Source organism: Flavobacterium sp. CSZ (genome assembly GCF_015350725.1).
GTDB lineage: Bacteria > Bacteroidota > Bacteroidia > Flavobacteriales > Flavobacteriaceae > Flavobacterium.
Genome location: NZ_JADKPQ010000022.1, coordinates 1 through 13,049, shown reverse-complemented (window position 1 = coordinate 13,049; position 13,049 = coordinate 1). Strand labels below are relative to the sequence as shown.

The 13,049-nt window shown below is 32.6% G+C and carries 13 protein-coding genes and 1 tRNA gene; 6 read left to right on the top strand and 8 right to left on the bottom strand.

Annotated elements, in window-relative coordinates:
* The first annotated feature begins 1 nt into the window (after position 1).
* A complete protein-coding gene (locus IRZ78_RS21385; protein WP_194618598.1) occupies positions 2 to 148 on the top strand; it encodes a hypothetical protein in 147 nt (48 codons plus the stop codon).
* Between the two features lie 81 nt (positions 149 to 229).
* On the opposite strand, the gene IRZ78_RS21380 is transcribed toward IRZ78_RS21385, so the two are convergent.
* The 4 genes from IRZ78_RS21380 to IRZ78_RS21365 form a co-directional block, all read right to left on the bottom strand.
* A complete protein-coding gene (locus tag IRZ78_RS21380) occupies positions 230 to 784 on the bottom strand; it encodes a porin family protein (protein WP_194618596.1) in 555 nt (184 codons plus the stop codon).
* A gap of 295 nt (positions 785 to 1,079) precedes the next feature.
* Positions 1,080 to 1,619: a DUF3575 domain-containing protein gene (locus IRZ78_RS21375; protein WP_194618594.1), complete on the bottom strand. Its 540-nt coding sequence runs from the start codon at positions 1,617 to 1,619 to the stop codon at positions 1,080 to 1,082.
* Between the two features lie 88 nt (positions 1,620 to 1,707).
* Positions 1,708 to 2,844, bottom strand: coding sequence for a helix-turn-helix transcriptional regulator (locus tag IRZ78_RS21370; protein WP_194618592.1), 1,137 nt, complete (start codon positions 2,842 to 2,844; stop codon positions 1,708 to 1,710).
* A gap of 260 nt (positions 2,845 to 3,104) precedes the next feature.
* Positions 3,105 to 4,658 (bottom strand): S41 family peptidase, encoded by a 1,554-nt coding sequence (locus IRZ78_RS21365; RefSeq protein ID WP_194618590.1) that lies wholly within the window; start codon positions 4,656 to 4,658, stop codon positions 3,105 to 3,107.
* Positions 4,659 to 5,226: 568 nt separating this feature from the next.
* Between IRZ78_RS21365 and IRZ78_RS21360 the strand changes: the two genes are divergently transcribed.
* The 5 genes from IRZ78_RS21360 (at position 5,227) to IRZ78_RS21340 (ending at position 10,284) form a co-directional block, all read left to right on the top strand.
* Positions 5,227 to 7,239, top strand: coding sequence for a M13 family metallopeptidase (locus IRZ78_RS21360; protein WP_194618588.1), 2,013 nt, complete (start codon positions 5,227 to 5,229; stop codon positions 7,237 to 7,239).
* Between the two features lie 152 nt (positions 7,240 to 7,391).
* The gene (locus IRZ78_RS21355; RefSeq protein WP_194618585.1) at positions 7,392 to 7,577 is read left to right on the top strand and encodes a hypothetical protein; all 186 of its coding nucleotides are present in this window, start codon (positions 7,392 to 7,394) and stop codon (positions 7,575 to 7,577) included.
* 630 nt (positions 7,578 to 8,207) lie between these two features.
* Positions 8,208 to 8,687: a site-specific integrase gene (locus tag IRZ78_RS21350; RefSeq protein ID WP_228520555.1), complete on the top strand. Its 480-nt coding sequence runs from the start codon at positions 8,208 to 8,210 to the stop codon at positions 8,685 to 8,687.
* Between the two features lie 42 nt (positions 8,688 to 8,729).
* Positions 8,730 to 9,350: a zeta toxin family protein gene (locus IRZ78_RS21345; RefSeq protein ID WP_131423248.1), complete on the top strand. Its 621-nt coding sequence runs from the start codon at positions 8,730 to 8,732 to the stop codon at positions 9,348 to 9,350.
* A gap of 256 nt (positions 9,351 to 9,606) precedes the next feature.
* Entirely contained in the window at positions 9,607 to 10,284 is a 678-nt protein-coding gene (locus IRZ78_RS21340; protein ID WP_194618583.1) for an IS1 family transposase, read from the top strand.
* A 49-nt stretch (positions 10,285 to 10,333) separates the two neighbouring features.
* Here IRZ78_RS21340 and IRZ78_RS21335 read toward each other — a convergent pair.
* From IRZ78_RS21335 to IRZ78_RS21320, 4 genes are all read right to left on the bottom strand, one after another.
* Positions 10,334 to 10,406 (bottom strand) — tRNA-Met (locus tag IRZ78_RS21335).
* A gap of 127 nt (positions 10,407 to 10,533) precedes the next feature.
* Positions 10,534 to 11,058 (bottom strand): DUF4269 domain-containing protein, encoded by a 525-nt coding sequence (locus tag IRZ78_RS21330; RefSeq protein ID WP_194618581.1) that lies wholly within the window; start codon positions 11,056 to 11,058, stop codon positions 10,534 to 10,536.
* Between the two features lie 48 nt (positions 11,059 to 11,106).
* Positions 11,107 to 11,400, bottom strand: a complete 294-nt coding sequence (locus IRZ78_RS21325) for a hypothetical protein (RefSeq protein WP_194618579.1) — start codon at positions 11,398 to 11,400, stop codon at positions 11,107 to 11,109.
* A 9-nt stretch (positions 11,401 to 11,409) separates the two neighbouring features.
* A complete protein-coding gene (locus IRZ78_RS21320; RefSeq protein ID WP_194618577.1) occupies positions 11,410 to 12,939 on the bottom strand; it encodes a glycosyltransferase family 39 protein in 1,530 nt (509 codons plus the stop codon).
* Positions 12,940 to 13,049 lie beyond the last annotated feature (110 nt).

Here is a 13,049-nt window from a genome sequence, read left to right as displayed (position 1 = left end):
TATGAAAGTAAATAAATCAAGAAAAAAAGACACGACGAAACTAGCATTCTCTAATAAATCGATTCGGGCAAAAGACAGAATCGTAAACTCAATAGTATTTACCGTAGTTTTTTGTATTGCTATTTTTATAATTTCCAGATTGGTTTAGGTTTTCTAAGCAATAAAAAAGCTCCAGATTTCTCTGAAGCTTTTGTTGTATTAAAGCGGTTTTTCTAAAACTTAATAAGTATTAGAAAAAGAAATAACCAACAGATAATTGAAATACACTGTTTTTATTTTTGTTAGAAGAACCCTCTACATTATTAATATCCGTTAGTCCCAGATTGTATCTCGCGCCAAAATTAAGTCCGTTGTCAAGTTTATAGCCTAAGCCAAAATTAACACCAAAATCAAAAGTGTTAAACGAATCTTTTACATTTGTCTTTTCATTTTTGGCCGCAAGTAAAAAACCTATTTGCGGTCCGGCTTCAAGGCTCAATCCTTTTGTTAAATAATATTTCCCCATTAAAGGAATGTTCAGATAACTTAAGGCAACTGTATTATCATCGAAACTATATCCCTGACCGGAATACATTATTTCAGGTTGAAAAGAAAATTTCTCGGAAATGGGAATTTCTGATACAACACCAACATTAAACGATGTTACAACATCAATACCTTTGGTATTATCTCCGCTGATATTGGCAAAGTTTAGACCTCCTTTAGCACCAAATTTAATTTCTTGGGCATTAACATTTAAAAATCCTAAAACTGTAAGAACAGCTAGTAATAAAAAATTTTTCATAAAAATTTGTTTTGAATTATTGAGTCCAAAATTCATATAAGAAAAAGTAAAAAAGGTTTCAAAAGCTTAAAAATGGATAAAATGGCACCTATTTTGGCGGTGTTTTAACATTATTTAATGTTCTGACATGTTGTTTTTTTTTAAGCTTTATAAAAGGCCGTTTTGAAATACCCCTGAATTGTAATCTCTCAGCTTGCACGAGTTTCCCGCTTGTGAATACAAAATTGTTTCAGGATAATCGACAATAAAAAAAGCTCCAAATTTCTTTGAAGCTTTCTCTTAATAACGGCAAGCATTAAAATAGATATCCCACACTCAGTCCAAATTTTGCAACTATAGTATGATCTGTTTTATCTGCATTGACTATTATACCGCCATAACCAACATTTGATTCAAAAAGAAATCCGCTTTTACTGACCCATTTCCAGCCTCCGCCGGCACCGAGAGCAAAATTAATAACGTCGGGATTCTCGGTATATATTGAATGATCATCTGATGTGTATATTTTTTTACCATCTATTGAAGCCAGTATTCCAAATCCTTCAACAAACCAGCCTGATGCGTATTTTTTACCAAAATATCTTCTGTAATACGGAGATATTGAATAATTTAAATCCTTTTCATTCTTTGTATTGTCAAAAACATAATAAAAAGAGAGTCCTAATGACGAATTATTATTTAAATGTCTTTGGTAACCAACTTGAAAAGATTGCAATAAAGGAGCCAGTGCATTTAATTTAATTTCATTATTTTTCTGATAAGGATCAGTTTCATTTTGAGCATTGACACAATAAAAGGCAAACAAAATGATAAGTAGTAAATAGTTTTTTTTCATAAAAAGGAATTTGAATTATTTAAACGCAAAATTCACTTAAGAAGAAATAGAAAAGGTTTCAAAAACTCAGAAATGTATAAATTGGTACTTATTTGCTGGTGTTCTTATATTCATTTGGTGTCTGACCAGTAACTTTTTTAAAGGCTTTATAAAAAGTTGTTTTTGAAGTAAACCCAGATTCCAATCCCATCGTCAACAAATTATAGTTTTCATATTCAGAATTTGAAATCATTTCTTTGACCGCTTCAACTCGATAGTTATTGATGTAATTGGCAAAGTTGTCTCCTGTTATCGTGTTTATAATTTGTGAAACATATCCTGGGCTTATACCTAATTTTTCAGCCACTTTTTCTCTGTTTAATGTACTGTCTGTATAAATGTGCTGCTCTTTACAAAGATGTTCCAGTTTTTGAAAATAAAGATTATCTACTGTGATAGCTTCCCTATATTCTTCTGGTGTACTATTTTCTGCCATTTGCAGATTGCTATACGAAAGAGCTACATCTGTATTTAAAAAATTGAAAACTGCATCTTGGTCTTTGGCCAGTTTGTATTTGTAAATGCCTATGTAAGCTGTCCAGTGAATTATGAATGTTGCAGAAAGAGCCAGAACACTCATAGTAGAGGAAATATCTAAACCAAGCAATAACCCAACCAAATAGGTCGTAAGCCAAGTCAATAACAATAAATAAAGAATAGTTAATAAAGTAATTATCCATTTTTTTTCTTTAGAGTCTTTTAAATGCCTTATCATAAAATAAGAGTAAAGAGGTAGAAACGGGATGATGATAACGGCAAATAAAAGCTGAATTAGCATAAGTATATTGATTAGGAAAATACTTGAATCCGGGATTTTATAAATTCCTGCAACATTACTAAGATCGTATGTAATATGAACAATAGAGGAATAGGCAAACGGAATATAATACAAATAGTGCTTCTGCCTATTCCTTACAGTATCGTCAATCCGGTTTATAATGAACAGAAATATGAAAACGGGTAATAAAAATATCCACTCGATATCGTCTATAAAACGTAGAAAAGGATACGAAGTAAATGCACCTTCAATTTCAAAAACATAATTCAGTAAAACAATGGAAAGTGCAAATAGTAAGTATGCTAAATATTTATTTGAATTGCTATTGAATAGTGAAGACTTTAAAATGATCAAGCCTAAGACAATTCCTTGAAAAATCGCAATATTTATAAGTGCTGTATAGATCAATATTTTACTGTAAAAGTTGTTTTTAAGATTTGTTTTGGGATATCATGGTAATGAGTCATTTTTTAAAACATAACTTATTTCATACGAATTGACAGAACGAATTTATAATAATACTAATAACTTTCTTATTGGATTAAGAAATGATTAACTAAAAAGATTCGTTCTGAATCAGACATTGTTTTACAATCTAAATAAATGAAAAAAGCTCCAGATTTCTCTGAAGCTTTCTGTTGGTTTTGGGAAGTATAAACAAATCCAAATTATTTTGTTTTTATAAGGTTAAGTGTAAACTCCATTTGTGTATCCTTATGTTGGAAAAAATCATCTAGAGATGGCCATACTTCATGGTTGGGCATAATTCCATGACCTTCTGGCTGATTATCCTTTTTTGGAGCATCCTGCACCAGATTTACAATTGAAAATTGGGTTTTTATCTTTGAATTGGGAAGCTCATAGACCAGTGGTGAATGTCCGTTGTGACGATAGTAACCGCCAACAGTTTCTACACCAACTATGGTAACATTTTCAACGTATGCTTTTACCAGAGAAGCAAAATGTGAGGCAGCTGATGCTACATTTTCATTAATCAAAAGATAAACATTGCCTTTAAACCCTGGTGATTTAGGATAATAAACCGGATTGTATTTTTGGTTTTGTACACTTATATTGTTTTTGAAAACCGGATACAGATCTTTTAGGTATGCTTTCCCCATTTTTTTAGAAATACTATCCATTCGTTCTGATGTTGAAACGCCCCAGAAATAGTTTTCAAAAGGCAACAAGTTGGGATCGAAAATTATGGTGGCTTTTAGATTTTCTTTGAATGGTTTATCTGTGAGATACATTACAGGCTGTTCAAAGTTAGGGTCACTGCCACCGGGATTATTTCTAACATCAATTATCAGATTAGAAACCTTGTTTTTGTCCAGTCCTGCAAAAACGCTATCCAAAAAATGAACATAGGGTTCAAACTTAGGATCGTCTGATCCGTATGCCATTCCAAACCATCTTAGATTTAACAAACCTGTAGCCGGATTAATCATGCGAAAACTATAGGGAGCCTGCTTTTTGTAATCTATCAAATCAGTAACAGGAGCACTAAATCTATTTTTAATGTTTGTTTCTCTTTGCTTTAGCGTTACTGCAGGGAGTGTCTTTTTTTCAAGAGACTCAGATTTTGGTGAATTGTATTCTATTGTGAATTCATTACAAAGACCATATTCCAGAAGATAGTTTATCCCAAAGGATTTATTTACGCTGGCCGATAACTTTTCTGTAGTGTTAAAGCCATCTGCTGTATAATATTTATAAAAAGATTGCATCAATTTTACGTCACTTATCCTGTTTATGCTTCTTATCCTCGAGCCGGCTGGTATATCTGATGATTGACCATCGAAAATAATTTGCCCGTTAATATAAATAAGAGGATAAGGAAAAAATGATTTTTGGCGATTCAGAAATTTTATTAAATCAAGATCAGGAATGGTGTAGTTATGTACACTTCCTTCATAATCGGCCAGGGGGAGCATTATTTTGTAAAACTCGGTAATGCTCATAGGCTTTTTAATACTTTTGATGGTAGTATTGTAAATGCTGTCTATTTGTTTTTTAGAGCGGTACTGGTACAAGCCAGAATTTGCTTTTTCGTTTATAGCAAGGAGTATTTTAAGATCTTGCTGCATTTGTTTTACTGAAAGCATTTTATTGTACAGTATTATACTATCCTTCGCGTTTTTATCAGATCCTTGTGCCTTGATTTTAAACGATAAGAAAAGCAATAATATAAAAATTGATATCAGATTTTTATTACTCATGTAATACATTAGTTATAGGTTAGGGGTTAGAGGTTTAATTTTTAGAGTTTAACAATCATTTTTATTTCATTTTTTTAACTACAATCTTGTGATAAAAATAAGATAAAATTGCATTACAAAAAAAAGAAAAATAGTGCAAAATGATTAGTGAAATTGATAGAGTTGAATTATAGTGTTTTGATTAATAGGTGTTTAGTTTTTTTTTGTTTATGAAGAAAGAGTCAGCGATATTTATGTGACCTTTGCTAGCTGACCCCGGAGAGTCAGTTTGATATTTAGGATGATTTTTTTAGGTTTGTGCGCTATCGCTTGGCTGGTAAATCTCAATAACAGGATTATTTAGGTTTTAAAGCCAGCCAGGTCCCGGAATGTTATACCAGATTATTACAGTAATGATAAATAATTAGCTATAATTCTGTCATTTATGCGCAGTAATTTTACAAAAACTTTAGAATTAAAAACTGAATTCGTATATTGTTCTGCTAAAATTAACTATGCCTAACATAGAGATTTTAAAAATCTGCTTTCAAACGTTTTTCAGTTCATTTTAATAGAAATAGTCTAGATTATGAAAAATTCATTAATGCTCTTCATCGCATTCTTAGCTTTTACAGCATGTTCAAAACATGAAGGAAAAAAAAATGTTGCTATCACCGGAATAGATTCCACATTGCGGCCTGGTGATGATTTTTTTAAATATGTAAATGGCAAATGGTACGATTCTGTATCAATACCTGCATCTCAATCCGGAGTTGGTGCCTATATGTTTATGAATTACCCACAACGAATGCGCCTGCAAGGGATATTAGACAGTATTTCGCAAAGCAAAAATTCAGCAGGAAGTATAGCGCAAAAGGTAGGAGACTTTTATGCATCAGGTATGGATACTCTAACTATTGACAAACGCGGTTATACACCCATAAAACCCTTACTTGCCAAAATTGAAGCAATTAGCGATTTACCATCGTTAATGAACTTTGTGGTGACTGAAGAAAAAGTGAACAATTCTTCTATTATAGGTTTTGGAGTGTCACCTGATGATAAACACAGCAGTATGAACATTGCCCAAATCTATCAGACAGGTATCGGTTTGCCTGACAGGGACTATTATTTCAAATCAGATTCATCAACTGTTGCCATACAAAAAGCGTACAAAAAATACCTTGCTACATTATTTCAGCAAACAGGCAGCAACGTTCAGGAGGCTCAAAAGAATGCTAATTTGGTTTACGATCTTGACAAACAACTCGCCGTTGCGCATAAAACAAAAGTTGAACTTCGCGATGTGCAGGCCAATTATAATAAAATAGCTGTAACAGATCTTGCAAAAAAACATCCCAACATAAACTGGACTACTTTTTTAAATGATTTAGGCGCTCAAACCGATTCTATTAACGTAGGACAGCCTGCTTATTATGATGCCCTTAATAAGCTCTTGAAAACAATTCCCATAAATAATTGGAAAATTTACCTGAAAGCAAATTCTCTGGAAAGATATGCAGATGATTTAAGTAAACCTTTTGCAGATGCCTCATTTGAGTATACCAAAGTGCTTTCTGGTCAGGCTGTTCAAAAATCACGTGGCGAGAAAATGGCGAATGTCCTTGACAATTACTTAGGCGAAGCGTTGGGTGAATTGTATGTAAAGAAATATTTCTCTGAAGATGCCAAAAAACGCATGTTAGTTCTGGTGAATAATCTGCAAAAAGCGTATGCCAAAAGAATTGATAAATTGGAATGGATGAGTCCTGATACCAAGCAAAAAGCGAAAGAAAAATTGGCGGCCATGACTAAGAAAATAGGATATCCGGATAAATGGAGAGACTATAGTAGTGTAAAAATAGCCAGAAATACCTATTTTGAGAATATGGTTTCGGCCGCTACAGCGGCATATCAATTTCAATTGGCAAAATTGGGAAAACCAGTAGATAAATCAGAATGGTATACTACAGTTCCAACAGTTACAGCATATAATAATCCTACTGCAAATGAAATTGTTTTTCCTGCAGGTATTTTGCAAGCCCCATATTTTGATAATAATGCAGATGATGCGCTTAACTACGGAGGTATTGGAATGGTTATAGGGCACGAAATAACCCATACTTTTGATGATCAGGGTGCTCAATATGACAAGGATGGTAACTTAAAAAACTGGTGGACAAAAGATGATTATGCAAAGTTCAAGGCAAGAATACAACAGGTTATCAATTTGTATAGTACCTATACAGTTTTAGATAATCTACACATTAATGGTGCAATGACAGTTGGGGAAAATACAGCGGATATTGCCGGAATAGCAGTTGCCTATGATGCTTTTAAAATGACCCAACAAGGTAAAGGAAATACAAAAATCGACGGTTTTACCCCGGACCAGCGCTTCTTTATTTCTATAGCTAAAATATGGAGAGTAAAAATGAAAGACGAGTTCCTGCGTTTGTGGATTAACAATAATCCGCATTCTCCACCAAATTGGCGTGTTAATGGTCCTCTAATGAATACTACGCCTTTTTACGAAGCATTTAATGTGCAGCCTGGAGATAAAATGTTTGTGTCAAAGAAAGATAGAATAACTATTTGGTAGCGTTCCGCTCGTACTAACATGAACACAACAAGTATAAAATCAAAAATGAGAATTCAAAACTTACTCTTCTTACTTTTAGTTGTTTTTACATTTTCCTGTGATAAAGACAGCGAAAATAAAGATGATATGAATTGTCAACCAACAAGTGTCCAATGGTAGTGAACGGCCAATCTCAAACTTTCCAAGCAATAGGTTATGGAATAGATCTCACTTCTAAAGGATATGTATTACACTTAAACGTTGATAGTAGGAGTAATGATCCTCTTGGAGAACAGGGAGTTGCTATTATTTTACCATATAAAAAAACAGGTAAAAATGTGATTGAAAAATTTCTTTAGTATCAATATATAAATAACGTATCATTTGATGGCGATTTTACTGATGGTGAATTTGAATGTAATGTCAAAATAAATAGAAAGTCTTGTTTCTTCGCAACATTTTCAGGGAAACTAAGTGATGGCAAGCAGGAAGTAATCATAACGGATGGAATTATTAGTTACCAATACAGCGATCCTTTTGATAACTAAAAAGTAGCATATATGGTATTAGCTACTAATTTTAATCCAACGCTGGTGCTAGCGTCACGCTCGTGAATTTATTTTATATAATACAAAAGCTTTAGAGAAATCTGAAGCTTTTGTATTAGTATTAGGAAACATTCAAATATCTAACCAGTTTGTTGAGGAATATCATAGTATTATAGCGTAGGCATCTTAATTTTAAATATTACGATAATTCGTTTCCAAAAAAAAGAAGGCATTTTGCTTTGAAATCTAAAACTATTGAAAGAATTTGACAAATTCATTAATTACAAAAATGGAACTTAAGTTTTTATTTGCTTTCCTTTGAATAAAATCAAAATTTTTGATGTAATTTAAAGTAAAGGGGAATGTCGGTAATGTTACAGATTAGGTGTTTTTACAAAATAACAGCGTAACGAACTGAAAAAGAATATAAACTATTAATTATTGAGTGTAAAAAGAGACGACCAGTTAGCCAGTGATGAAATTGTCCGGCTTACTGTAAAAGATATTGATTTGGACAACGGTACCATTTACTTCAAAGGTTCTACAAATCTCAATAAAAGAAAATTGGAACTTGTACCAAAACAAATGATTCTATTCCCCAATTACATAAATGAAACCCGTCCAGCAATGAAGCGTTGCACTACAGATAAATTCATATTATCCAAACTCGGAAAGCCAATTACCGTTGACAGCATTCATGCCATGATTGAGCCATTAAGAGGATTATTGCCTGATAGAAAACTCAATCGGCAGACCACTCGAATGAGTGTGATCTGCAACTGGCTTAATGAAAAAAATATTCCGCTGGAAAGGGGTCAGGAATTGGCAGGACATAAATGGCCAGGAACTACAGAGAAATATATTAAAGTCAATAGTTCGCAACAAAGGGAATTAATTAATCGATATTTTCCAAGTATATAACTATAGTGTTTATTAAAATTGAAATTTCTTATCTTTGTAACAATGAATAAAAATCTTTATATAATAGCTGGCTGTAATGGAGCAGGAAAGACAACAGCTTCCTTTACAATTCTGCCTGAAATATTAGAATGTAAGGAATTTGTAAATGCGGACGAAATTGCCAAAGGACTTTCTCCTTTTCAGCCTGAAAAGGTGGCTTTCGAAGCGGGTAGAATAATGCTGCACAGAATAGATGAACTATTAACTAACAATGAGGTTTTTGCCTTTGAAACTACTTTAGCTACAAAAAGCTATAAACAGAAAGTTATCACGGCTCAGAAAAAAGGTTATAAAGTAGTACTTTTATTTTTTTGGCTCAATAGTGTTGACTTGGCTATTGAGAGGGTAAAGCTCAGGGTTCAGGATGGGGGGCACAATATTGAAACCGATGTTATTAAACGCAGGTATAAAAATGGAATAACTAATTTATTTGATATATATTTGCCAATAGTTAATGAGGCATTGATTTTTGATAATACAGCTGTAAAAGCTGAATTAATAGCACAAAAAACATTAGGCAACGATATTGAAGTTATAAATAAAATCAAGTTCGATAAACTCAAAAATAATGAATCATGGGAGAACACAAAACAACAACGACACCGACTCAGAAGAAGATTATAGACGCAATGGATAAAGTTTCTGAAAAATTAATTGAACTGAAAAAGAAAACGAACAGCGATTTAGTTGTCATGCAGGATGGTAAAATCGTAAGAATAAAAGCTAGTTCATTATAAAATAGGTAATGTATCAGATGTGTTGGTGGTTATTTATTGCATCAAACATTTACAGAAAATCAGATATTTATATTAATATCGCATAAAAATTAAAACAGCCTTTGGGCTGTTTTTTTATTTTATAATGCCTTAAATCGAAAAAAATGGAGTCAAACCAGACTAGGTGTTACAGATGTGTTGGTGACATTAGAAAGATGATAAAGTATGGAAAGACAAAGTCTGGTAATCAAAGATATATTTGCAGAGCATGCGGGAAAACTAGAGTTGAAAATTACGTATATCTGGCTTATAAAGGAGATATAAACCAGAATATTATTCAATTAACTAAAGAAGGTTTGGGAATTAGAAGTACGGCAAGAATATTGAAAATATCAACGACAACATTATTAAAAAGAATCGTTTTTATCGCCCGAAATATTTCCAAGCCAATTATTAGCAAAGGCAAAACTTATGAAGTTGATGAACTGTGTACTTATATTCGACACAAGAAAAATTATATTTGGCTTGTGTATGCTTTGGAAAAGAATTCTAAAACAGTTGTGAGTTTTAATGTTGGGAAACGAACCAATAAAACTCTGAACCGTGTTCTGGAAACTTTAAAATTATCTGACGCTAAAAAGATATTTACGGACAGATTAAAAAACTACAGGTATCTGATTGATGAGAAAATGCATTCTATCAAACGTTTCGGAACAAATCATATTGAAAGAAAAAATTTAACACTCAGAACTCATCTTAAGAGATTAAACCGCCGGACAATTTGTTTTAGTAAGAGTTTTGTGGTTTTAGTTTCAATTTTGAAAATTTATTTTTGGTCATAGATTATAAAAAACAAAAAAGCTCCAGATTTCTCTGAAGCTTTTGTCTTAGTAGCGGGAACAGGACTCGAACCTGTGACCTTCGGGTTATGAGCCCGACGAGCTGCCTACTGCTCTATCCCGCGATGTTTCGGGTGCAAAGATAAGCACTAAATACGGTTATGCAAAGAAATTTATGAATTATTTTTAAATCGAGGCTTTTTTGTTGTAAATATCTAGAATATGGAGGTTTAAATATGCAGAATGTAAAGCTTATATTTTATAGCCTAATAATTCCATGTACGGATCTCCTTTTAAGCCCAATATAAAAGCGAAAGCAGGCTCGGTTTTGTAGCCATTTTGTTTGAGCTTGATGATCTCTAATCTGAAATTTTCACCTTTTGATTGTAAAATTTCATATTCGATAAGCATGTGTTTATATCCGTTTTGGTCTTTGGTGGGAATATTTTGTCCAAATACTTCAATTTCAAAATCATTTATTTTGAAGTTTGCAATAATAGATTCCTTATCGTTAATGATTGCTTCTCTGATGGAGAATTCGTTTTCTTTGCCGAAAACTGAATTTAGTTTTTCTCTAAAATCAGTTTTGTTTTTCCAATGGCAAATAATATCCAGATCGCTATTTTCAATATCAATGTTAATGGGAATTGTTCCAACCAAAATTGGGTCGAATTCGGCGAGCTTCGATAAAACCTTATTTTGAGTTAAGATTTCAAATACCTGTTGTTGTTTTTGATTGCCGTTTTTTAAATATTCAATAGTAGTAAAGTCTCTCATTATTATAATTTGTCAGGATACAATTGATTACCAATCTTGATTCAACTATTAATCTGTAAAAGCAATGATACCGCTTTTTCTGTTTTCTGCAAGGTCAAGTAATTGGTTTAAAAGCTTTATGTCTGTATCTTCTTGTATCGACGATTTTGTACTATTTTGACGAATTTGCAATATTGTTTTGGAGTTCCATCTAAAGTCTGAGTAATAATCATAAGATTTATCAATAATTCCTTTAGTCTTTAAATTACGAAATGTATTGTCGTCAAGTTGACCAATAAATTCAAGTCCTGTTGGAGAATTTGGAGTAATTTGCTCCTCTTTTATAATATAAAAATCTAACATGGGATCTAATTATTCTTTGATATAATTTTTTTCTTGTTTTATCTCAGCTTCAATTCTTTTATTAATATTGATTTTAGCATTGGTAAAAACAAAAATGGTCGTTTTGTATTCGCGAGCGTATTTATCGGTTATTTCGCCGGCAATTGCTGAGGATTGAAAAAACGGACCAGTTTCCTGAAATTCGGTACTGTTTTCTTCGTGGTTTTTAATTCGGATTAGATTTTTGTATTGAATATCAAGATCAAACCAATTGACATAATCAGCATTAAACGAAACGGCTTTTATCCCCTTTTTAGTATAATAATTGATGGCTCCGGCTTGTCCGTAATTGTCGCAAAGTACAATCGTTTCTTTTTTGTTTGGGATCAAAGCATAAAGAGAATCTGTTTTTCGGGCCAGTTCTTTCCATCCCAGCATGTCGGCAAAATCTTGTGGTAAATCGTGATCTTTTCCGTCTTCCCAGCGAAGCATTCCTAGCTTTTTATATTTTTCAGGATTTTTTATAAAATATTCCGGACTTTTATTTGGGAAAGACAGATTGTACATTGGTATAAAAAACAATAGCGGAATAATAATAAACACCGGTTTTAAATACCGTTTCCAACCTGTTTGCAATATTTGCGAAAGAAAAACAGCTCCAAAAGCAATATAAACAGGATACAGACCAATAGCATAATAGGCTTTGGCCTTAAAGTACATAAAGATGACAAGTGTAAAAATCAGCGATGCAAAAAAGAATTTGAATCTGGCAAAAGGTTTGTAAAATAGCAAAGCATATAAAGCTGCGATGATAACAAAGAAAGAACCAATAAAAAACAAGACTTGCTCTTTTAGAAATCCTGTTCGATCTACATTGACCAATTGTATTGCTGACAATTCTTTCATATGATGTACAATAGGAAAATGATTGTTGTATTGCCACAAAATGTTTGGTAGTATTAAAAGCAATCCTGTAATCAGGGCCAAATAAAGTTTTTTCTCTACAAATACTTTTCTCTGGCTCGATAATAATAGGGCAGGTAAGAGGCCAATGAATAAAAACAGAATGTTGTATTTGTTTAAAAAACCAAGAGCAAAAACAATAGCACCTATAAAAAGCCATTTAGGTTTTTGGCTCGAAAAGTATTGAATGATAACATAATAAAAACCTGTCCAGCATAATACATCTAGAGAATTGGGTTGATAGAGCATATTAATTCGCAACAATGACGAAAATACGATGCAAGTTGCACCTAAAATTAGTGCATATAAATTGCCTTTTAAAGTCTCAATGGTTTTCCAGACTATTAAAAGTGTCAAAGCACCAAAAAGGGCAGGAAAGAACCGGACCCAAAATACACCATTACCTAATGAAAAAATAATATACGAAATCCAGGAGGTTACAGGCGGAACCGATAAATAGCCCCAGGCCAAATGATGTGCCTGGTCGAGGTGTAAATATTCATCGCGTTGCAAATCGTATTCAGGACTTATTAGTACATATTGCAAAACAAATTTTAGAAGGATAAACCCAATCAGGATTAGCGTTTTTTTGGTCATGAAGATTTGGTTTGTAATTGGTTAATGGTAAAGCTAATATATAATTTATTTTGAGTTTCGAATAAGACAGTTTATTCTCTTAAATGTTACAAAATAAAAAAGCTCCAGAA

Excerpts from the sequence above, each read along its gene's own strand:
- IRZ78_RS21385 (WP_194618598.1), top strand. The coding sequence starts at position 2 with ATGAAAGTAAATAAATCAAGAAAAAAAGACACGACGAAACTAGCATTC.
- IRZ78_RS21380 (WP_194618596.1), bottom strand. The coding sequence starts at position 784 with ATGAAAAATTTTTTATTACTAGCTGTTCTTACAGTTTTAGGATTTTTA.
- IRZ78_RS21375 (WP_194618594.1), bottom strand. The coding sequence starts at position 1,619 with ATGAAAAAAAACTATTTACTACTTATCATTTTGTTTGCCTTTTATTGT.
- IRZ78_RS21365 (WP_194618590.1), bottom strand. The coding sequence starts at position 4,658 with ATGAGTAATAAAAATCTGATATCAATTTTTATATTATTGCTTTTCTTA.
- IRZ78_RS21360 (WP_194618588.1), top strand. The coding sequence starts at position 5,227 with ATGAAAAATTCATTAATGCTCTTCATCGCATTCTTAGCTTTTACAGCA.
- IRZ78_RS21355 (WP_194618585.1), top strand. The coding sequence starts at position 7,392 with ATGGTAGTGAACGGCCAATCTCAAACTTTCCAAGCAATAGGTTATGGA.
- IRZ78_RS21345 (WP_131423248.1), top strand. The coding sequence starts at position 8,730 with ATGAATAAAAATCTTTATATAATAGCTGGCTGTAATGGAGCAGGAAAG.
- IRZ78_RS21340 (WP_194618583.1), top strand. The coding sequence starts at position 9,607 with ATGGAGTCAAACCAGACTAGGTGTTACAGATGTGTTGGTGACATTAGA.
- IRZ78_RS21330 (WP_194618581.1), bottom strand. The coding sequence starts at position 11,058 with ATGAGAGACTTTACTACTATTGAATATTTAAAAAACGGCAATCAAAAA.
- IRZ78_RS21325 (WP_194618579.1), bottom strand. The coding sequence starts at position 11,400 with ATGTTAGATTTTTATATTATAAAAGAGGAGCAAATTACTCCAAATTCT.
- IRZ78_RS21320 (WP_194618577.1), bottom strand. The coding sequence starts at position 12,939 with ATGACCAAAAAAACGCTAATCCTGATTGGGTTTATCCTTCTAAAATTT.